This window comes from Dorea sp. AM58-8, from assembly GCF_003464045.1.
GTDB classification, from domain to species: Bacteria; Bacillota; Clostridia; order Lachnospirales; family Lachnospiraceae; genus Claveliimonas; species Claveliimonas ammoniilytica.
The window spans coordinates 1-18,947 of sequence record NZ_QSDM01000012.1 but is presented as its reverse complement, the minus strand read 5'-3'; the positions used below and the strand labels follow the sequence as shown (position 1 = coordinate 18,947).

The 18,947-nt window shown below is 38.5% G+C and carries 24 protein-coding genes and 1 pseudogene; 19 read left to right on the top strand and 6 right to left on the bottom strand.

Annotation, left to right across the window (positions count from 1 at the left end):
• Nucleotides 1-137: 137 nt before the first annotated feature.
• Nucleotides 138-512, top strand: a complete 375-nt coding sequence (locus DXA18_RS09825) for an MmcQ/YjbR family DNA-binding protein (protein ID WP_024720756.1) — start codon at nt 138-140, stop codon at nt 510-512.
• The gene (locus DXA18_RS09820) at nt 509-943 is read left to right on the top strand and encodes a flavodoxin family protein (RefSeq protein ID WP_024720755.1); all 435 of its coding nucleotides are present in this window, start codon (nt 509-511) and stop codon (nt 941-943) included. The genes DXA18_RS09825 and DXA18_RS09820 overlap by 4 nt, the downstream gene beginning before the upstream one ends.
• A 57-nt stretch (nt 944-1,000) precedes the next feature.
• Here the strand turns inward: DXA18_RS09820 and DXA18_RS09815 are convergent, their stop codons facing one another.
• Nucleotides 1,001-1,201 carry a helix-turn-helix transcriptional regulator gene (locus tag DXA18_RS09815; RefSeq protein ID WP_005344265.1) on the bottom strand — a complete coding sequence of 67 codons (201 nt, stop codon included), beginning with the start codon at nt 1,199-1,201 and terminating at the stop codon, nt 1,001-1,003.
• A gap of 56 nt (nt 1,202-1,257) precedes the next feature.
• Complete coding sequence (locus DXA18_RS09810) at nt 1,258-1,989, bottom strand: helix-turn-helix domain-containing protein (RefSeq protein WP_024720754.1); 732 nt, start codon at nt 1,987-1,989, stop codon at nt 1,258-1,260.
• A 194-nt stretch (nt 1,990-2,183) separates the two neighbouring features.
• Between DXA18_RS09810 and dinB the strand changes: the two genes are divergently transcribed.
• From dinB to DXA18_RS09785, 5 genes are all read left to right on the top strand, one after another.
• Nucleotides 2,184-3,431 carry a DNA polymerase IV gene (gene dinB, locus DXA18_RS09805; RefSeq protein ID WP_024728258.1) on the top strand — a complete coding sequence of 416 codons (1,248 nt, stop codon included), beginning with the start codon at nt 2,184-2,186 and terminating at the stop codon, nt 3,429-3,431.
• Nucleotides 3,432-3,445: 14 nt separating this feature from the next.
• A complete protein-coding gene (locus DXA18_RS09800) occupies nt 3,446-3,658 on the top strand; it encodes a DNA-binding protein (protein WP_024720752.1) in 213 nt (70 codons plus the stop codon).
• 12 nt (nt 3,659-3,670) lie between these two features.
• The gene (locus DXA18_RS09795; RefSeq protein ID WP_054335621.1) at nt 3,671-3,910 is read left to right on the top strand and encodes a hypothetical protein; all 240 of its coding nucleotides are present in this window, start codon (nt 3,671-3,673) and stop codon (nt 3,908-3,910) included.
• A 250-nt stretch (nt 3,911-4,160) separates the two neighbouring features.
• Nucleotides 4,161-4,733: a hypothetical protein gene (locus tag DXA18_RS09790; RefSeq protein ID WP_118037135.1), complete on the top strand. Its 573-nt coding sequence runs from the start codon at nt 4,161-4,163 to the stop codon at nt 4,731-4,733.
• A gap of 9 nt (nt 4,734-4,742) precedes the next feature.
• The gene (locus tag DXA18_RS09785; protein WP_118037140.1) at nt 4,743-5,114 is read left to right on the top strand and encodes a hypothetical protein; all 372 of its coding nucleotides are present in this window, start codon (nt 4,743-4,745) and stop codon (nt 5,112-5,114) included.
• A gap of 76 nt (nt 5,115-5,190) precedes the next feature.
• Here the strand turns inward: DXA18_RS09785 and DXA18_RS09780 are convergent, their stop codons facing one another.
• Entirely contained in the window at nt 5,191-5,397 is a 207-nt protein-coding gene (locus tag DXA18_RS09780) for a DUF6219 family protein (RefSeq protein WP_008688150.1), read from the bottom strand.
• 179 nt (nt 5,398-5,576) lie between these two features.
• Here DXA18_RS09780 and DXA18_RS09775 point away from each other — a divergent pair, with 179 nt between their 5' ends.
• The 10 genes and pseudogenes from DXA18_RS09775 (at nt 5,577) to DXA18_RS09730 (ending at nt 14,461) form a co-directional block, all read left to right on the top strand.
• Nucleotides 5,577-5,894: a helix-turn-helix domain-containing protein gene (locus tag DXA18_RS09775; protein WP_008688152.1), complete on the top strand. Its 318-nt coding sequence runs from the start codon at nt 5,577-5,579 to the stop codon at nt 5,892-5,894.
• A 150-nt stretch (nt 5,895-6,044) separates the two neighbouring features.
• Nucleotides 6,045-6,257, top strand: coding sequence for a sporulation initiation factor Spo0A C-terminal domain-containing protein (locus DXA18_RS09770; RefSeq protein ID WP_026648209.1), 213 nt, complete (start codon nt 6,045-6,047; stop codon nt 6,255-6,257).
• Between the two features lie 7 nt (nt 6,258-6,264).
• A complete protein-coding gene (locus DXA18_RS09765) occupies nt 6,265-6,696 on the top strand; it encodes a hypothetical protein (RefSeq protein ID WP_118383784.1) in 432 nt (143 codons plus the stop codon).
• A gap of 326 nt (nt 6,697-7,022) precedes the next feature.
• Nucleotides 7,023-7,496, top strand: coding sequence for a sigma factor-like helix-turn-helix DNA-binding protein (locus DXA18_RS09760; RefSeq protein ID WP_024720747.1), 474 nt, complete (start codon nt 7,023-7,025; stop codon nt 7,494-7,496).
• A gap of 573 nt (nt 7,497-8,069) precedes the next feature.
• Complete coding sequence (locus DXA18_RS09755; protein WP_118383783.1) at nt 8,070-8,450, top strand: type II toxin-antitoxin system PemK/MazF family toxin; 381 nt, start codon at nt 8,070-8,072, stop codon at nt 8,448-8,450.
• Nucleotides 8,431-8,679 carry a DUF6870 family protein gene (locus tag DXA18_RS09750; protein ID WP_005344286.1) on the top strand — a complete coding sequence of 83 codons (249 nt, stop codon included), beginning with the start codon at nt 8,431-8,433 and terminating at the stop codon, nt 8,677-8,679. Before DXA18_RS09755 ends, DXA18_RS09750 begins: the two co-directional genes overlap by 20 nt.
• A gap of 139 nt (nt 8,680-8,818) precedes the next feature.
• Nucleotides 8,819-10,514, top strand: a pseudogene (locus DXA18_RS09745) (recombinase family protein).
• On the top strand, nt 10,515-12,215 hold the full coding sequence (locus DXA18_RS09740) for a recombinase family protein (RefSeq protein WP_118383782.1): 1,701 nt from the start codon (nt 10,515-10,517) through the stop codon (nt 12,213-12,215).
• Nucleotides 12,206-13,780: a recombinase family protein gene (locus tag DXA18_RS09735; RefSeq protein WP_027089931.1), complete on the top strand. Its 1,575-nt coding sequence runs from the start codon at nt 12,206-12,208 to the stop codon at nt 13,778-13,780. Before DXA18_RS09740 ends, DXA18_RS09735 begins: the two co-directional genes overlap by 10 nt.
• 87 nt (nt 13,781-13,867) lie before the next feature.
• Nucleotides 13,868-14,461, top strand: coding sequence for a tyrosine-type recombinase/integrase (locus DXA18_RS09730; protein ID WP_243007087.1), 594 nt, complete (start codon nt 13,868-13,870; stop codon nt 14,459-14,461).
• A gap of 421 nt (nt 14,462-14,882) precedes the next feature.
• Here DXA18_RS09730 and DXA18_RS09725 read toward each other — a convergent pair whose 3' ends face one another.
• Nucleotides 14,883-15,392 carry a hypothetical protein gene (locus DXA18_RS09725; protein ID WP_118383781.1) on the bottom strand — a complete coding sequence of 170 codons (510 nt, stop codon included), beginning with the start codon at nt 15,390-15,392 and terminating at the stop codon, nt 14,883-14,885.
• Between the two features lie 276 nt (nt 15,393-15,668).
• Between DXA18_RS09725 and DXA18_RS09720 the strand changes: the two genes are divergently transcribed.
• Nucleotides 15,669-16,187: a flavodoxin gene (locus tag DXA18_RS09720; protein WP_118383780.1), complete on the top strand. Its 519-nt coding sequence runs from the start codon at nt 15,669-15,671 to the stop codon at nt 16,185-16,187.
• Nucleotides 16,188-16,244: 57 nt separating this feature from the next.
• On the opposite strand, the gene DXA18_RS09715 is transcribed toward DXA18_RS09720, so the two are convergent.
• Nucleotides 16,245-16,886 (bottom strand): Uma2 family endonuclease, encoded by a 642-nt coding sequence (locus DXA18_RS09715; protein WP_118383779.1) that lies wholly within the window; start codon nt 16,884-16,886, stop codon nt 16,245-16,247.
• A gap of 298 nt (nt 16,887-17,184) precedes the next feature.
• Here DXA18_RS09715 and DXA18_RS15825 point away from each other — a divergent pair, with 298 nt between their 5' ends.
• Nucleotides 17,185-17,727 carry a PD-(D/E)XK nuclease family transposase gene (locus DXA18_RS15825; protein WP_199665568.1) on the top strand — a complete coding sequence of 181 codons (543 nt, stop codon included), beginning with the start codon at nt 17,185-17,187 and terminating at the stop codon, nt 17,725-17,727.
• 6 nt (nt 17,728-17,733) lie between these two features.
• Here the strand turns inward: DXA18_RS15825 and DXA18_RS09705 are convergent, their stop codons facing one another.
• Entirely contained in the window at nt 17,734-18,927 is a 1,194-nt protein-coding gene (locus DXA18_RS09705) for a site-specific integrase (RefSeq protein ID WP_118383807.1), read from the bottom strand.
• Nucleotides 18,928-18,947 lie beyond the last annotated feature (20 nt).

Below are 18,947 nucleotides of genomic sequence, written 5' to 3'. Positions count from 1 at the left end.
CCTTGCTGTTTTACCCCTCTATTAGTTAAAGTCAGGAGAACCGGAAAAATGCAAAAGAATTTGGCAGGTAGTATGGGATACGAAAATGTGGTATGATTATGGGCAGGATATCAGAAAAATCAGGAGTTGAATAGATTGTGAAGAAAGAAGAAATTTTTGAATATGTGCAGAAACAGTATGGCACAATGCCGGAATATTTATGGAGTAAACTATCGGACAGTGCAGTACTTCGACATAAAAATGGAAAATGGTATGCAGTGATCATGACGGTTGAAAAATCGAAACTGGGATTAGAGGGAAATGATCTGGTTGACATTATGGATGTAAAGTGCAATCCAGAAATGACCAGCATGATTATTCAGACTTATGGATTTTTACCAGGATACCATATGGATAAACAGCACTGGATCACGATTTTACTGGATGGTTCAGTCAGTGAAGCGAAGATATTGGACTTTTTGGATATGAGCTATGACCTGATTGACGGAGCAGACGGAAAGGAAGAAAAATGAGAACAGCGATAGTATACGCATCTGTGCATCATGGAAATACAGAAAAATTAGTAAAGAGGATCGCAGAAGAATGTCAGGTGGATTTGATTGATGCTGTGAAACAGCCAGATGCAGACCTGAGCAGTTATGATATGATTGGGTTTGCATCAGGAATCTATTTTTCAAAGTTTCATCAGTCGATATTGGAATTTGCAGAGAAGAATCTACCGGACGACAAAAAGATATTTCTGATCTGTACTTATGGCGGGAGTGCGAATTATAAAACCATAGAGCAGATTTTGGATAAAAGACATGCCAGTGTGGTTGGAAAATTTGGTTGTAAAGGGTATGACACATTCGGACCATTTAAACTGGTTGGAGGTATTGCTAAAGACCATCCGAATGAAGAAGATATGAAAAACGCAGCGGATTTCGTAAAAGGATTACACTGATTTTTGAGCAAAAGGAAAACCGGGGATTTTACTCCTCGGTTTTCTGGCAGCTGTGTTTCAGTCTTCAACCTGAAAAATATCTTCTACAGGCACTTTCAGGTAATGTGCCAGCCGGATTGCAATCTCAAGAGAGGGATTACGTTCTCCACGTTCGATGCGGCCTATCGTCTGGCTGCAGGAACCTATGGCTTCAGCCAAATCTGCTTGAATGAGATTCCGTTCTTCACGAATATCTTTTAGTGTATTATTGATTGCCATTCAATCACTTCCTTTGCTTATTGTTATCAGCAGGATCATGAACCTGCTGTTGAAGTCTAATGAAATCCCGGAATTTCTGCACCTTTGCATTTCCCGATTACTTTTCCAAAAATCTTAAAAGAGTCAGATTCCAAAACCTGGATAGGACGATATTTTTGATTTAAAGAAATCAGATAAACACCATCTGGCTCATCGTGTAATTCCTTGATGTAAGTATTGCCGTTGAGATAGAAGATTCCAATTTCACCATTAGCAAGAGAATCTTTTTTCTGAATCCATGCAACATCGTCTGTATGATAAAGTGGCTCCATACTGTCACCGGAAATCCGTACACCAAAGTCAGTCTGCTCAGGAGCAAGGTGTCCTACATCATAGGTTTCTTTTACAGAATCCTCCAGGTAATTTCCAGTACCAGCAGAAACTGGTTCCCAGGTAATTTCTACAGGATGATGGAATGGGATAATTTTTGCAGACAGTGGAGAAAACTTTTTAGAAGCTTTCAAAATATCAGCAAATTCAATCAATTTATTTCTGCCTTCTTCATTCAATCCACTCATAATGTTATATGGGTTTTCTCCAAAGAAGGATTCATATATATCTTCGATATCAAGTAACTGGCAAAGTGTCAGGAAAACATGTAAAGCTGGTTCTCGTGCATTGGTCTCCCATTTGGAGATTGCTTTTGTAGTGACCTGAATACCTTCCTGAGAAAGCAGGTCTACCAGATCTGATTGAGAGTATCCTTTCTTTTTTCTATTTTCTGCTAATATTTCCCCGAAATCACGCATTTGTTCGCCTCATTTCTATTTGAATTTTCTATATGCATTATACCGTATGTTAGAAATAAAATCAACAATAATCTCCAAAATGGAGAAAACACAACCAAGATGTTACTTGACTATCTCCGGAATGTCGATATATACTAAACATACAAAAATTGATAAGACATCATGTTGAAGGAAACAGCTGGGAGGTGAAAAGTTTGAGTGAGCGTGTGATCCTGCATAGTGATATGAACTGTTTTTATGCCAGTGTAGAAATGCTGCATCATCCGGAATTTGCCGGAATGCCGCTGGCAGTCGGTGGCGATCCGGAAGCCAGACATGGGATTGTGCTGACAGCAAATTATATTGCAAAGCAAAAAGGTGTAAAGACCGGAATGGCATTATGGCAGGCAAAACAGATTTGTCCGGAAATCATATTTGTACCACCACGGATGGATTTGTATTTGAGATTTTCAAAGATGGCAAGAGAAATCTATTCGGAGTATACGGACAAGATTGAGCCATATGGAATTGATGAAGCCTGGCTGGATGTATCGGACAGCAGAAATCTGAAAGGAAGCGGAATGACGATTGCAAGAGAAATCAGCCATCGGATTAAATACGAACTGGGTGTAACGGTAAGTATTGGAATTTCCTGGAATAAGATTTATGCGAAACTTGGTTCAGATTATAAAAAGCCGGATGCAATCACAGAGTTTAATCGAGAAAATTATAAAGACAGGATATGGCAGCTTCCAGCGTCAGATTTGCTTTATGTCGGAAGACAGACAAATAAGAAATTGCAAAAACTTGGAATCCGGACAATCGGGCAACTTGCGGAATCAGACGAAAAGTTGTTAGAGAGTCATTTTGGAAAAATAGGAAATGTATTATGGGCTTTCGCAAATGGCTGGGATGAAGATCCGGTTTGCAAGGAAGGATATGAAGCACCAGTAAAGTCGATAGGTAATAGCACTACAACACCGAGAGATCTGGAAAATGATCTGGATGTCTGGATCATTCAAATAGCATTGGCAGAAAGTGTAGCTGCACGATTGCGGAAACATGGATTTAAATGCAAAACAGTAGAAATTACAGTTCGAGATAATCGATTGTATAGTTTTTCCAGACAGATACATTTACGACAGCCAACGAATATTACAAACGAGATTGTAACTGCAGCATTTCAGCTATTTAAAGATAATTACAAATGGGAACATCCCATTAGAAGCCTGGGAATCCGAGCTGCGGATCTTGTGTTAGATGATATTCCCGTGCAGTTGGATTTATTTGGAAATCAGGAGAAAAAGGAAAAGTTAGAGAAGCTGGATCGTACTGTAGATGAGATCAGACGACGGTTTGGTTATTTCAGTATACAGCGAGCGGCAATGTATCAGGATAAAGTCTTATCCCACTTAGACGCTGGTACGCACACGATCCATCCACATAGTTATTTCCATGGGTAATTGGAGGGATAGATTTGAAAAAAGCATTAACCAGAAAACAGGAAGAAAGTTATCAGTGTATTTTACGATATACCAATGAACATGGATATCCACCGACAATACGGGAATTTGGAAAATTGATCGGGGTGAAATCAACATCATCAGCATTTTCCAGAATCAAGCAGTTGGAGTTAAATGGATATATCCGCAGAATCCCGGCATCGCCAAGAGCAATAGAGATCTTATAGTGAGGTGTCGGTATGAATAAAGTGTATGTAGATGTAGTGGCAGAGTTTCGGAAAGACGGAAAACTGGTTCCTATATTTTTCACCTGGGAAGATGGAAGAAAATATAACATTGACAGAATTTTGAAAATTGAGCGATGTGCCAGCAGAAAGGCAGGCGGTGTAGGAATGATGTATACCTGTATGATACAGGGACAGGAAAGCCATTTGTTTTATGAAGTGGATAAATGGTTTATGGAGAGAAAAACAGCATAAGGAGAGATTGGTATAGACGATATTATTTGGATTATTAACCGGCAGGGATAGTCACTTTCCCTTTATATTCCTGTAGGTTTTACATAAGAAGATGGATTCCGGTCAGCAAAGGCAGCTCCCACAATGCCTTTTGGATATCCGCTTCTGCAAGTTGTAGTAAGTAATTGCTTCCCATCAAAATCATGGGGAAAGCGAACTGGTCTGAAAGACCGCCAGTTAGTGTGATGATGATAAGGAGATTTTGAAACTGATGACAGACAGAGATTATGCAATTAAATCAATGAAAGAAATTACCTTCCAGATGGCAAGCTATGCACAGGATTATCTGGAAGTTACAATCGAAAGACATTATACTGATATTAAAGAACTGATGACAAGCTATCAGAAATTGATTTTAGAAAATCAGATTGTGTTAGAAGAACTAGATATGGAGTGCCAGGAGAAGATCAATGAAGATATGGCATATGCGTTAAGTTATCTGAGCATTTATAGTAATCAGCTGAATGTGCCGAAGATGCACCGGGAAATGAATAACCTGATGATCATTTACGGTTTGTCAGATATGATCTATCGCGGAATGACACTGGTGAAGTTTTATGCACCGAATGGTGTGATGCTCAGTGAGATCCTTCATTCCTGTTTTTGCAGTCATTATAATAAGACAGATGTGGAAGTACAGCAGGAGTTAGGTATAGGTAGGACTTCATTTTATAAAATGAAGAAGCAGGCACTTGGATATTTAGGGTTTTACTTTTATGAGATCGTGGTACCGCAGGCAAAGGATAAAAGATTTAAACCGTCATTGGGCGTTGAGGAAGAGTAGGTGAGTAATATGAGATACGAAGATTCGATGAAAGGTATAGCTGATCAGATAATCGAAGAACAGCAGCGAGCCAGTAAAATTAAAAACAATCCAGAAGAGTTCCATTGGCATGACGAATATGCAACGTTGAATTTCTTTCGATTCATCTGTAAAAATATTGGTAACTTGGAAAATGCAGAAATTGAAAAAATGATTAGTCGTTTGAAAAGCATAGATCAGAATGCAGTGGAAAACCATGTGAAAGGTGCTGTCTGGGCATTTGATTATGATAAGATGTTCTGTGTATTGATGGAAAATGAAATTTGCCGAAAGGTGTGTGAAAAGAATAAATATAATAGTTGGACGAAGCTGATTGGACAGTATTGTGTTTCAATGGCTTAAAGATAAAGAAAGTTGCTGGAGAGAAAGAATATTCTCCAGCAACTTTGTCTTTGATGAATAAAGATCAATTTTTTATTTAACTATTCTCACTATTATTTGATTCAGTGATTTTTTTCTTCTTTGGAGAAACCAGTTTGTGACCGGAATAAATGGACATGCCCATACAAAGCAATGAAGAATAGGCAAAGTATTTATGTGCAGTCATAGATTTTTTGATTCCAGAATAAATGCATCCCAACATACAGAAAAGTGCGCCTAAGGACCAGTATTTATGTGATTTCATGATTTGATACCTCCTTTGATTTAACTGATTCAATCATAACGCTTTTTTACGAAAATGCAAAGAAAAACTTTGGATATAGTTCTGTAGAATTAGAACTTGGTTTTGCGATTCTGTATATTTAAGATATCCACAAGTATACTAAATTCAGAACGATTATTCGTTCTGGAGGAGGTGTTACGATGGATTTGAAAGCAGTTGGACAGCGAATCAAATCAGCACGAGAAGCAAAAAATCTCACGCAAGAGGAACTGGCTGCATTAGTAAATTTAAGTCCAACGCATGTGAGTGTAATAGAGAGAGGCTTGAAAGTTACAAAATTGGATACCTTTGTTGCAATTGCAAATGCATTAGATGTTTCAGCAGATACTCTTTTAATTGATGTTGTGGCACATTCAGTTACAGGTGTTACCAATGAGCTGACAGAAAAAATTGAAAAACTTCCGATTAAAGAGCAGAAAAAAATCATCAAAGTAATTCACACATTATTGGAAGAGTGATATGACAAACTGGGAAGAGCAAGTAGCTCTTCTTTTTTTGACCATTTATTCAGATTTAAGTTGTAAAGTGTCTTTTCATGATAATAGAAATATGCTAAATTGGTTCTATAGAACAAGGAGTAATTCCGGTTATATATAGGAGGAAAATGAATGAGAGAGAAAACTATTTATGAGAAGATTGCAGAAAAGTACAACACAACACCAGAAGAAGTACGCAGAGAAATGCAGATAGCCATAGATGCAGGATTTGATAATCCCGATCCGGCTGTGCAGGAAGAATGGAAGAAAATGACACTTAAAGGAGACAGACCAACACCGGAAGAAGTGATCAATTATGCAGTAAAAAAATTAAAAGGAAATTAATGAAAATATGAAGAAAAAGATAATTACAGGGATCTCAGGAGCAGTCATCTTGATAATTGCTACAGGAAGTATATATGGGAAACCTGAATCCAGTCATAAAGAAGGTGAACCGGATGTGGTAGGAACATTTTCCGTAAATCGGGATGAAAATTTAACTGTGGTCGCTAACCGGGAAAATATTGAGGATAGAGAAGCGTTTGCAAGAGAACTTTTGCAGATGTACAAGGATGATTCTTTTTATTCAACAAAATTCTCCACAGACAGAGGATATGCGACGAGCCTTGATATGAACATCTATTTATGGAAAGAGGATGTTGAAGACGGGGAATCGGTAATGACAGCCGAATACAGACCTTTAGAATATGGAAAGGACTATGATGTTGTCAATAATCCTGATAAATTTCAACTACATATAGATGGAAAAGAAGTAGAAGAATAACACGGTGAACTTTTTACATTGAAATATGTACGATTCTAATAATGAGATGAACTTATGGGAACGTATTGCGGATACTTTGTGAACTTTATCCTGATACAATGATTATGCTGATGAAAGAAGGCATAGATAACTGAATACAAGAAAGAGACGAAAGCCTCAGTAGTTAAGAAAAAACTACTGGGGCTTTTTTTCGTGCCTGAATTTCTCAGCCAATAACTGCGGGCGTATCCCGGCAGGATAAAGGCGGAGCAGGCATGATCCTAAACAGAGGTCCGCCTTCTGGATTTGAAACGAGCAACAAGATTTCAAATTTAGGAGGAACGGATATGTACATTGAACACCCATATTTTTATGAAGGAAAGTACTACGCAAATATTGATGGAGAAATGATCGAGATTACAAAAGAAGTTGCGTATGCGATGAACAATTTTTACAGAAGTAGCAAGGCAAAAAAAGTTGAGATTAAGAACGAATTAGGAGAGGTCGTGGATAAGATGCTGCGGGAGGTACCTTACAGTGGACAGTCTATTGATGGAGAAGGATTCATGATTGAGGATTTCCCGGATTTGAACTGTGATGTGGAGCACAGTGTACTGACAAAAATGGAACAGCAGGATATTCACAAAGTGATCGATAAGCTGAATGCGGAGGAACGCATGATTATTTATGGCATTTTCTTTGAAAATAAGACTCAGACGCAGATGGCAGAGATTATGGGGATTTCCAGACAAGTATTAGCGTACAAGCTGAAAACGATCCTTAATAAAATGCGTGAAATGTATATGAAAGAATTTTTTTAAAAAATTTTGAAAATTTTTTGCATCTGCCGAAGTCATTTGACTTTAGTAATTAGAGGAGCTTTAAGGACTCCCTAAATTGCACCATGATAACTGAATATCCAATAATAACTGACGTGACATTTCATACAGTGAGCACGAGGAAGATGCCGCTATAGGATTATAAGACGTAAAAACATTTTTAGAGCTAATAATGCTGCGAAAAAGCACTGACCAAAGCCAGTTGGCAGGCTGGTGATGCGAGGACATGTGTGAGATGCGATACACTTGCAGACCCTGAGAAGTCTGTAACTGGTAAACCTATGAACTGCCAGAGCCTGGAAATGAGAGTTTTTGGGTTGTGGTCCGGAGTGTAGCATCCGGACAGGTTATTATTCCCTTCCTGCAGATGCAGGAGTAACGATTCGGGGTATCGAGGATAAATAGAATCGAGCGAGCACTGTTTAATAATCAAATTGGCTATAGAGGTTATGCGGCAGAGCTTTCCAGCTTGGAAAGGAACTCTGCCGTATCCCTGTGGAGCCAATATAGCGCTATGAATGCTTTACAAATAAAAAAAGATTGGAGAGATGACAAGTGACGATTCGAAGAGGAGATATCTTATGGGCAGATCTCGGTATGTTTCCTACAACATCTGTTCAGGGTGGTGTAAGACCGGTGATCGTAGTGAGCAATAATAAAGCCAATACATACAGTTCAGTCATAACGGTAGTTCCGCTGACATCAAGAATATATAAGAAACGGTATTTGCCAACACATGTTTTTATCAGTAAATATGATATGACGGGAATCCGAAAAGGAAGTTTGGCACTGGCTGAACAGGTTATGAGCATTTCCACAAAATGTATTATTGAGAAATGCGGAAGAGTAAATAAGTGGAGCCTGGATCGGGTACTGAAAGCAGTACGGATTCAGATGGGAATGGAAGGAGAAGTGCATGACGGCAGAAGAATATAGAAACTATCTGGAAACGGATTTTGATGATGTGGATCTGAAGGAATTGAAGGATATCCGAAAAATAAGGATTGACCGGAATCAGACGAAGGAAAAAAGAATAGCTCAATATCTCAGACAGGTGGGAAATCCCTATCTTGTCTGTATAGGAAATGTAAAAGTGAAAATAAGGTTTGCAAACAATGGAGTATCTTTTGAAGATGCATTTGAGGAACTTTTGCTTTCTGTATAAAAAGTGATGGTAAAATCTGAAGAGTTATGTTAATATGGAGACGAGGAATTCAGGACTCCTCATTCATATCAGGACAAAATCGACTCACCCTCTGGGTTTTACCAATGTTGATGGAAAGGTAAAACTAAGGAGGATGAAGATGAATCAAATTAACAATTCAAAGAAAATCTATCATGCAGCCATTTATGTTCGTTTATCGAAAGAAGATGGCGATGTTGCTACTGCTGGAAAGCGTGAAAGCAACAGTATCTCAAATCAGAAAGATCTGATAAAAAATTTCCTAAAAGATAAAAAGGATATAGTTGTTGTATCAGAACGGGTGGATGACGGTTACAGCGGTTCTAATTTTGAACGTCCTGCATTTCAGATGATGCTGGAAGATATCAAAAAAGGAATTGTGGATTGTGTCGTTGTAAAAGACCTTTCCCGTTTTGGACGTGAGTATATTGATGCCGGAAAATATATCGAAAGATTATTTCCGGCACTTGGCGTGCGGTTTATTGCGGTCAATGATCATTATGACAGCCTGGAAGGAAAAAGTCAGGCAGACGAAATCGTGATTCCTTTCAAGAATCTCATTAACGATGCATATTGCCGTGACATTTCTATCAAAATAAGAAGCCACCTGGAAGTAAAGAGAAAAAATGGGGAATATATTGGAGCGTTTACACCGTATGGCTACCAGAAAGATTCAGATAATAAAAACAAACTGGTGCTAGATGCATATGCGGCAGGTATCGTCAAAGAAATTTACCGCATGAAATTATCAGGTATGAGCCAGACAGCAATTGCCAATGCATTGAACAAACAGGGTGTTCTTTCACCAATGGAATATAAGCACAGTCTTGGAATAAGGATTCAGGATAATTTTAAAACACACGAACAGGCAGAATGGAGCGCCATGTCGGTAAAAAGAATCCTTGAAAATGAAGTATACACTGGAACTCTGGTGCAGGGAAAAAGAACAACACCAAACCATAAAGTAAAAAAATTGATGAAAAAGCCGGAGACAGATTGGGTTAGAATTGAAAAAAATCATGAGGCTATCGTATCAGAACGAGAATTTGCACTGGTGCAGAGATTATTAGGGATAGATACAAGGACTTCTCCGAACGAGGAAAAGGTATATCCATTATCTGGACTTGCGGTTTGTGGAGACTGTGGGGCAATGATGATCAAACGGGATGTTCCGGCAGGAGGAAAGGTATACGCTTACTATATCTGTTCCAGACATGCGGCTACGAAAGCGTGTGCAGCACACAGAATACCAATGGGTAAACTAGAAGAAACAGTATTGGAACTGGTAAAAATCCATATTGAGAATATCCTTGATATGAAAAAAATCATGGATTTTATCCATGAAGTACCATTCAAGAATTGGATATAAAAGAACTGGAAATTAGAAAAGAAGCAAAAGAAAAAGAAGCCGTGCGATGCCGGGAGTTAAGAGATTATCTATATGAGGATTTCCGTGAAGGAATCATTCAAAAGAAGATTATAAAGAGCTTCATGACGGGTACACAGAAAAACGGAAAAAAGCCGAGGAAGCAGTCCGAAGCATTGATCAACAGATCAGTGAAGTCCTGGAATCAAAAAGTGATAAATATCATTGGCTTGATTATTTTGCCGAGCATCAGAATATACAGGAACTTACAAGAACTGTTGCTGTTGAACTGATTGACCAGATATTAGTATATGACAAAAAACATATTGAAGTCAGATTTAATTTTGATGATTGTTATCAATCTCTGTTACGGCAGATACAGTCGGTGGGATGCGATGTCAGCACAGGTATGGACGGAAGAATAGAAATTCAAAAGAGGGAGGTCGTATAAATGGCTCGAAAATCAAGAAAAGTAGATTATGTAAATGTTGGAAATAAAGAAAATTTGGTTACAGAAGCTGAAAACCAGTGTGAAAAAGTTTCACATGCAGCCCTTTATGCAAGGCTTTCCTATGAGAGTGAAAAGAACAGAGAAAGAAATACGATAGAAACGCAGATGGTTCTGCTTCATAATTTCGTAAAAGAACAGAAAGATATCGTGGTTGCAAAGGAATATTATGATATATCTAAAACCGGAACTAATTTTGAGAGAGATGGTTTTAATGAGATGATGCAGGACATCAAAGAGGGAAATATTGACTGTGTTATTGTTAAAGATCTTTCTAGACTTGGAAGAAATTATGTAGAGGCAGGAAGCTATATTGAAAGAGTGTTCCCATTCTTTAATGTGCGTTTTATTTCGGTGAATGATCATTATGATTCGTTCAGAGATGACATAAGCCTGCTGATCAGCATGTCAAACGTGTATAATGAGTTTTATTCCAGAGATTTGGCAAAGAAAATAAGAAGTTCATACCGGACGAGCTGGGCAAATGGCGAATTTCCTTCCGGTCAGATGGCTTATGGTTATGAAAAAGACAAGGATAATCCTCATCAGCTGATTCCAGATCCGGTAGCAGCACCAGTGGTGAAAAAGATATTTCAGTATTTTATTGATGGAATGACTTATGCAGAGATTGCCCGGAAATTAAATGCGGATGGGTATCTCTGCCCGAAAGCCTACAAGCTGGATAAAGCAGGAAAAGCAAATGAAAAGTCAGCGACATGGACATGGAGTGGAGGAACAGTCCACAAAATCCTTGAGAACCAATATTATGCCGGTGATAGTGTGCATAATCAGTTTACCAATGATTCCTGGGCAGCACAGAGACAGAAAATGAATCAGAAAGAAGAATGGATCATTATCAAAAATACCCATGAGGCACTTGTGAGCAGAAAGGATTTTGATGAGGTACAGGAAAAGATTGGTCATATCGTAAAACGGGTTAATGAAGCTCGTAAATCAAATGGCAATAATGTAAGAGACTTCAACTTTTTCAAGCAGAAAATTGTATGTGCAGACTGTGGAAAAACCATGTATTTATATGGGAAAACAAAAGGCAATCATCGTAGGTTTTACTGTGGAAATAATAAGCTCCACGGGAAGTGTACGCCACATTCTATCACTGATTTGGAAGTGAATGATTATGTACTGCGTGTGATACGTGTACATATCAATGTATATGTTGAAAATGTAGATTTGATTCGGCGGTTGAATCAAAGACAGGAAAGCATTAAAAAATATGATGTGTTTAACAGGGAAATCAAGAAATGCCGGAAAGAACTGGAAAAAGTGGCAGTACACCGGGAAAGATTGTTTGAGGATTATGTGTGCCGTATTATTGATGCAGAGCAGTATGAAACATTTTCAAAGCAGGATGCGGAAACAGAAAAAGAGATCCAGAATAACATGGAGATTTTATTAAAGCATCAGGTTGGATATGAAAAAAATTTTCACACAGAGGAAGAATGGGAAACATTGATCAATAAATACCGCAATACGAGAACGCTGACAAAGGAAATGGTCAATGCTTTTGTAGAAAAAATCGAAATACATGAAAGCGGTTCTATTACGGTACGTTTGGTGTATGATGATATGTTGGAAGAATTAAGAAAATATGCAAAAGAACGGGAGGCTGAGTCATGCCAGTAACAGAATGTATCGCTGTTTATATCAGACTTTCGTCGGAGGATAATGATGTAGATGGCAGTATAAAAGCCGAAAGCAACAGTGTCAGTGCACAGAGAATGCTGATAAACGAATTCATCAAAAAACAGGACGAATTTATTAACTGTTCAGTAGTTGAATATGTAGATGATGGGTACAGTGGTACAAACTTTAACCGTCCAGGATTTCAGAGGATGATGGAAGATGCAAAAGCAGGACGTATAAAAAGTATTGTTATAAAGGACTTTTCAAGATTTGGAAGAGATTATCTGGAAGTGGGGAATTATCTGGAAAAAATCCTGCCAGTCCTTGGTATTCGAATTATCTCAATTAACGATGGTTTTGACAGTATCAATTCCTCTGGTTTTACTGGAGGAATGAGTGTAGCGTTAAAAAATATGCTGAACGCAATGTACAGCAGAGATTTGTCCAGAAAAGTTCGTTCTGCGATGAAAACACATGCTAAAAACGGTGAATATATGCCGGCTTTTCCAAAATATGGATATATTAAAGATCCAGAAGATAAGCATCATCTGGTTATAGATCCAGAAGCGGCTGAAACAGTGAAACTGATATTCACAATGGCGGCAGATGGGAAAACCAAAGGACAGATAGCAAAATATCTGAACGAAACCCATGTGCTTACATGCAGGGAGTATATGTGCAGAAAAGGTATAAAAATGCACAGAGAAAACGAAAAAGAAAAGAAACTCTGGTCAGTCACAACAATCTCAGATATGCTCAAAAATGAAGTGTATCTTGGAAAAATTATTTGGAATAAAAAGAGAGTGGCAAGAACAGGAAGCAATAAATTGGTTTCCAATGATAAAGAGGAGTGGATTGTTGTAGAAAATGCACATGAACCAATTATATCCGATGAATTATTCCGGAAAGCAAATGAGAAAGCGTTTACTAACCAGAAAAAAGTTCTTGCAAAAAGAGGAGTAGCCTGCCCTATTTTCTTTTGCCCGACCTGTGGAAGAAGACTTGGTTTTACCAGCAGAGAGACTGGGTATCGCTGTATGCAGGCACATATCAGTGGTCTTAGTGGGTGTGCGGAAAGTAAAATGGACAGGAAAGAAGCAGAAGAAACAGTACTGGATGCAGCCAGAAATATGGCACAATTCATTTCGGAAAATCTTGAGAAAAAGAAAAGAGAATGGCATAAAACAATTTTGAAAGAAGAAAATATCGCAACACTGAAAAGTGAAAAAAAGCGACTCTCGTCAAGAAAGATGAAACTATATTCTGATTATCGTTCAGAAGTGTTGGACAAGGAAGGGTATATGGAAGAACTGGAAAAAACGACTTCCCGTATTTTAGAAATCACTTTGCAGATAGCAGAATTGGAGAATGAGATTGCAGTAGCGAAGAAAAAATGTGATGAAGCAACAGAAAAAGAAATGGAAGTAAATGAGATTGCAGCATTGCAGGATTTTGACAAAATACAGCTGTCAAAGATTATTGAGAAAGTCTTTATTTATGAACCAGGTCGTATGGAGATAAGCTGGAAGATGGATGACATTTTCTACAAAGAAGAAAAAGCATAAACGGAATAAGATTGTTCGCAGGAGCATCACTGGATGAAAACAGTGGTGCTTTTTGCGAATTAAAAGCAAATTTTTTTTAGACTTATATTGACAAAAGCAGAAGTGCTGGGACTAAAATGGGAAGATTGTGACTTTGAAAAAAGAGAAATTACAATCAATAAGACAATTCATTATTCAAAGGCTTCTAGTCCCGTAGAGGGTTCAAAGTTTTTCTATACGACTGCAAAAACCATATCCAGTAATCGTGTAATTCCTATGACAGATGAAGTGTATGAGATTTTGCAAAATCAGAAGATAAAGCAGACAGAACAGAAGATGTGGAAACGCTCAATATGGAAACAGCACAAAGAATTTCAAAACTTGGTATTTACCTGTTCGGACGGTTCGCCAGTTTATTATTATAACGTCAATAGTGCAATCAAAGACTATGTGGCAAAAATCAATGTAATAGAGATTGAACTAGCAAAGGAAGAAAAGAGAGAGCCGAAGATATTTGAACTGTTTACCTGCCATACTTTGCGACATACATACGCTACAAGGTGTTATGAAAATGGAGTAGACCAACAGGTAGTGCAGAAACTTTTAGGTCATTCCACATTGGCAATGACAACCGATTTATACACGCACGTTTCAGAAGAAAAGAAAAAAGAAGAAGTAGCCGAACTGAAAATATTGGCTTAAAATTGGAGTAAAAATGGAGTAAATCATAAGATAGATAGCGAAAAACAGCGTAAAATCAACATTTTCGAGTAGATATAAATATTGTTAAGAAATAGGCAGTGCGCATGGAAGAAAGAGAGGAAAGATCCTACTTGTAGGGATCTGGCCTCTCTTTCTTTTATGCATAGGGCGTATGCCCGTCAACTGAGTGAACGAAGTTCACGAGGTTGTAGCACTGCCGTAAGCATACATGGGGCGCCGCCCCACAACTGAGTGAGCTATGCTCACGAGGTTGTCCGGCGGCTTACGAATAGGCGAGGCATATGCCGCGGGCTGAGCAAGCTGTGCTTGCGAGGTTGTTCAGCGGCTTACGGAATAGGCGAGGGCGTATGCCCGCGGGCTGAGTGAACGAAGTTTCACGAGGTTGTCCGGCGGCTTTTGTCTAATCGGTAATAACGATTTTAGTGACAAGCCCGTCATCATCGTATGTGAACAAGAAGGTATTGGTGTCTTCAACAGACCCTTTTTTTAAGGTTACTTTTACGGTTTCGGAATTATCCTTCTTTTCTACCAATTCTATATCCTGAACGGAGATTTCATAATTATTGATAAAAGCGTCGGAGAAATATTTATCGGCAATTCCCTGGCTATAAAATGCATCAAAAGCCGTATCAGTAAAATATTCTCCGAGTGTATCTTTTAAATTCTGGTAGGTATCTACAGGCTCGGGCTCGGTTTCTGAACTTTCTGAACTACTATCAGTACCTTCTCCGATAGCAGTTATATCGCTCGTAGAATAGTATTCTTCGTTCGGACAGTTAGCAATTGTCTGGATAATTTTTTTAGCGGCAGTACTGACAGAGTTATTATTTTCTGATGACTTGCATGCTGATAGAAAAATGGTTGCTGTTAGTGCGATAATTAGAAAACGGAACCTTTTTTGGGGCTTCATACGGATACCTCCTTTGAAATGGTTTTTAATTATTGGTACTATTTAGAAAATATCATAAAAAACAAGAAAAATCCATATGAATAACTCCAAAATACAGTCTTTATGCAACGGATATTGATCGCAATGGAGTAGTAGAATTGCCTGTTAAAAACGATGGCAATAAAGAGAATGAATACCAAGAATCTGATAAGTTTACTCTTGCCTGAATAGCTACAGACGAGTAAAATGTATGAGTATACAAAGGCAATTAAACATTCAGACAGGAGGAATACAGATATGGCGAAGAATTTGATCATCTACTATTCTCGAAAGGGTGAGAATTACGTGAATGGTAATATAGAGAAGCTTGCAAAGGGCAACACAGAAATTTGTGCAGAATATATCCAGAAAGCGGTGGGAGGAGATCTCTTTGAAATCGAAACTGTAACGGAGTATGGAGAGAGCTATCGTGCATGTGTAGAAGAAGCAAAGAAAGAATGGCAGGAGAATGCCAGACCGGAATTGAAAACATATTTAAAAGATATTGCTGCATATGACAAAATTTTTGTATGTGGACCGTGTTGGTGTGGAACTTATCCGATGGCAGTATTTACACAGCTCGAGAAGCTGGACTTTACAGGCAAGAAGGTAATGGGACTGATGACACATGAAGGAAGCGGACTGGGAAGCAGCGAACAGGGACTTAAAAAGGCGTGCAAGGGTGCAATCTTTGGGATAAGTCTTGCGATTCATGGAGCTGAGGCAAAAGCTTCTGAACAGAAAATTGCTGAATGGGCAGTTAGGAGCATTGGCTAAACTGACATGAAAAATAGTCATATAAAGCATAAAAAAGAAAAGTCATCATGGAGCGGTTTATACAAGCCGCTCCTTAATTTCTGCAAAATTGATGACTAGATTGCTGTCATAGATCCGCACAGGAATCTTATCGTCGAAAGTATGAGAATGAGGTTTGTCACTTTCTTCAAAGAAATAGCACAGGACAGATTCTGTTTTAGGATCTACAATCCAATATTCACGTACGCTGGCATTCTGGTATTTCATACGTTTCTTTTCATAATCTCTTTTTCGGCTGGACGGGGAGACAATCTCAATGCAGAGATCGGGTGCACCGTATACGCCTTTTTTCACGATGCGGTCGCGATGACAGATGACGGAAATGTCAGGCTGGAGCATCGTGCGGTTATCACAGTCCAATTGCACGTCTAACGGTGATGGAAGAATCTTACAAGGGCCGTTATTGGTACGTATATACAGCTTGATTTCAAAAAATAATTCGCCAATTAATTCCTGATGAATAGATGAGGGAGCCTCCAGAAAAATCAGTTCGCCGTCGATCAGTTCAGCACGGATATCGTCTGGTAGAGCATAGTAGTCTTCCAAGGTATATTCCCCCTGTCTTTTTCGTGGAACTGCATACGCAGGCATAGCTTCATGAACTCCGTTAACACGCTCCGTATTCTGTTCAGATTCGTAATTGATAGATTTGTGATTCATAGTCGCCCTCCTTTGCTTGTAGAGCAAAAGTTATTTAAAAGGTACGGTGAGTATACCATTTGGAATCAACTATGTCAAGATAATAAGCGAAAATATAAAAATATTATTTACTTAATTCGTTATTGATTCTGGATTGATTTTGTGATAGGATGTGAGAAAATAACTAAAAGACAACATAAAATTAATTCTATAAAATCTGTTTGACTAAAAACTATAGACTATATAAAATAGTTATATAGCGAAGGCTTTGACGGTCATTTCTGCTTTTATAGATATTCGTGAAAGGAGAGAGGATTGTATGAAGCCAAATGATAAATTAGTTTCAGATTTACAGAAAATGCATGAAGCAGATTTGGAACGTATCAAAAAATTCCGCCTGTTAGATGATGACTTTATGAGTAAAGTATTTGAAGATTCGGAATGTGCAGAAATTCTTTTGAAGATTATTCTGAATCGGGACGATTTGAAAGTTCAGGATGTTCATGTGCAGCATGTCATTCATAATCTTCAGGGAAGATCAATTCGGCTGGATATATATGCAGTTGATTTAGAAGGGAAATTATATGATATAGAGATACAGCGGGATGATAAAGGAGCTGGCGTCAAACGGGCTAGATACAACAGCAGCTTGTTGAGTGCAAATGCTACAGATACGGGCGAAGAATATAATGAATTAAGAGAAATTATATATATCTTTTTAACTATCTTTTTATATCTTCTTAAATGTCCGCAAAGCCTTATTTTATCGGCTCTACGGGCATTTTGCTTTTGTGGTAAACCTCACATATCTAGGTCTATCTTTTTATATTTTCGCTATCAAGCGTGGTTAAAATCGTGGTAAATACTTCTATGCGATTAAACGCTGAACCTCTGATTTTACAGTATCTATGGACGCATGAGCATACCAGTTCATTGTGATACTGATATTTGAATGTCCCATGATATACTGTAAATCTTTCGGGTTCATGTTCTTGCTTGCCAATCTTGTGCAGAATGTATGGCGTAGCGTATGCGGTGTGATATGTGGCAAAGGGCTATCCTTATGGTGCTTGTTGTATTTCTTTACCATACGGACAAAAAGCATATTGTAATCAATCGCAACTTTGGGCTTGCCTTTCTGATTGACAAATAGGAAGTTGCCCCGTCCGTCTATCACAAATGGTTCTGCCTTTGGGCGTTTCTTCATAACCCGTTGAAATGCTTGTATCGTTTCCTTGCTTAATGGCACTTGCCTTGTTCCGCTTTTTGTCTTAGGCGTTTCAATATAATAACCTTGTTCCTTGCTCTTTAGTAACTGGTGGTCGATAACTACAACCTCATGGATAAAATCAACGTCCATGATTGTCAGTCCGCACAGTTCCGAGATACGAAGTCCTGTCTTTAACAGTATCAGCACATCATCATAATACTTGTGATACACATTGTCTGTCTTAATAAATGACAATAAGGCTTGTTCCTGTTCCTCTGTCAATGCGACTTTCTCTTTGGTATCATTTTCTAGGACTTCACTCAACTTGAAATCAAAAGGGTTTTTCCTTACACAATCGTCTTGTATGGCGATATAGAATGACGCTTTTAACGAGCGTTTATGGTTGTTAATGGTATTGTAGGAAAAGCCTTTGTCTTTCATGCGTAACGCCCATTCTTTAGCGTCAGAGGGCTTGATTGTATCAATGCTCCTAGCACCTAACTTATCCTCTTTCAATAACCGCATGAGTTGTTCCCGTTGTTTCATTGTGCTTTTCTTCACATTTGCCCTCTGTGTGTTCTGTTTGGCATAGAGTTGGCAAAGCGTCATTTTCTTGCCTGTGCTATCGATACCGTCCTCAATATCCCGTCTTATCTGCTGTTCCAGTTCTCGAAGTGAGGGTTTTTCCCGTTTTCCCTTTGGTGTCGGGTCTGTGGGTGTCAATCTCCAAGCATACACATATTTTGTGTTTCCAAATGCGTCCACATATTTATATAAGTATTTTCCGTCTGTTCGTTGGCTCTCTCCAGTATGCAGGATACGACCTTTGTTATCCCGTCTTTTTTCTTTCATGGTGTCTGCTCCTTTCCTTG

Bases quoted from the DNA above. Each gene is read 5' to 3' on its own strand.
- DXA18_RS09760 (WP_024720747.1), top strand. From the start codon at position 7,023: ATGTACATTGAACACCCATATTTTTATGAAGGAAAGTACTACGCAAAT.
- DXA18_RS09795 (WP_054335621.1), top strand. From the start codon at position 3,671: ATGAATAAAGTGTATGTAGATGTAGTGGCAGAGTTTCGGAAAGACGGA.
- DXA18_RS15825 (WP_199665568.1), top strand. From the start codon at position 17,185: ATGAAGCCAAATGATAAATTAGTTTCAGATTTACAGAAAATGCATGAA.
- DXA18_RS09780 (WP_008688150.1), bottom strand. From the start codon at position 5,397: ATGAAATCACATAAATACTGGTCCTTAGGCGCACTTTTCTGTATGTTG.
- DXA18_RS09770 (WP_026648209.1), top strand. From the start codon at position 6,045: ATGAGAGAGAAAACTATTTATGAGAAGATTGCAGAAAAGTACAACACA.
- DXA18_RS09715 (WP_118383779.1), bottom strand. From the start codon at position 16,886: ATGAATCACAAATCTATCAATTACGAATCTGAACAGAATACGGAGCGT.
- DXA18_RS09790 (WP_118037135.1), top strand. From the start codon at position 4,161: ATGACAGACAGAGATTATGCAATTAAATCAATGAAAGAAATTACCTTC.
- DXA18_RS09765 (WP_118383784.1), top strand. From the start codon at position 6,265: ATGAAGAAAAAGATAATTACAGGGATCTCAGGAGCAGTCATCTTGATA.
- DXA18_RS09720 (WP_118383780.1), top strand. From the start codon at position 15,669: ATGGCGAAGAATTTGATCATCTACTATTCTCGAAAGGGTGAGAATTAC.
- DXA18_RS09725 (WP_118383781.1), bottom strand. From the start codon at position 15,392: ATGAAGCCCCAAAAAAGGTTCCGTTTTCTAATTATCGCACTAACAGCA.
- DXA18_RS09810 (WP_024720754.1), bottom strand. From the start codon at position 1,989: ATGCGTGATTTCGGGGAAATATTAGCAGAAAATAGAAAAAAGAAAGGA.
- DXA18_RS09735 (WP_027089931.1), top strand. From the start codon at position 12,206: ATGCCAGTAACAGAATGTATCGCTGTTTATATCAGACTTTCGTCGGAG.
- DXA18_RS09705 (WP_118383807.1), bottom strand. From the start codon at position 18,927: ATGAAAGAAAAAAGACGGGATAACAAAGGTCGTATCCTGCATACTGGA.
- DXA18_RS09785 (WP_118037140.1), top strand. From the start codon at position 4,743: ATGAGATACGAAGATTCGATGAAAGGTATAGCTGATCAGATAATCGAA.
- DXA18_RS09815 (WP_005344265.1), bottom strand. From the start codon at position 1,201: ATGGCAATCAATAATACACTAAAAGATATTCGTGAAGAACGGAATCTC.
- DXA18_RS09740 (WP_118383782.1), top strand. From the start codon at position 10,515: ATGGCTCGAAAATCAAGAAAAGTAGATTATGTAAATGTTGGAAATAAA.
- DXA18_RS09750 (WP_005344286.1), top strand. From the start codon at position 8,431: ATGACGGCAGAAGAATATAGAAACTATCTGGAAACGGATTTTGATGAT.
- DXA18_RS09820 (WP_024720755.1), top strand. From the start codon at position 509: ATGAGAACAGCGATAGTATACGCATCTGTGCATCATGGAAATACAGAA.
- DXA18_RS09775 (WP_008688152.1), top strand. From the start codon at position 5,577: ATGGATTTGAAAGCAGTTGGACAGCGAATCAAATCAGCACGAGAAGCA.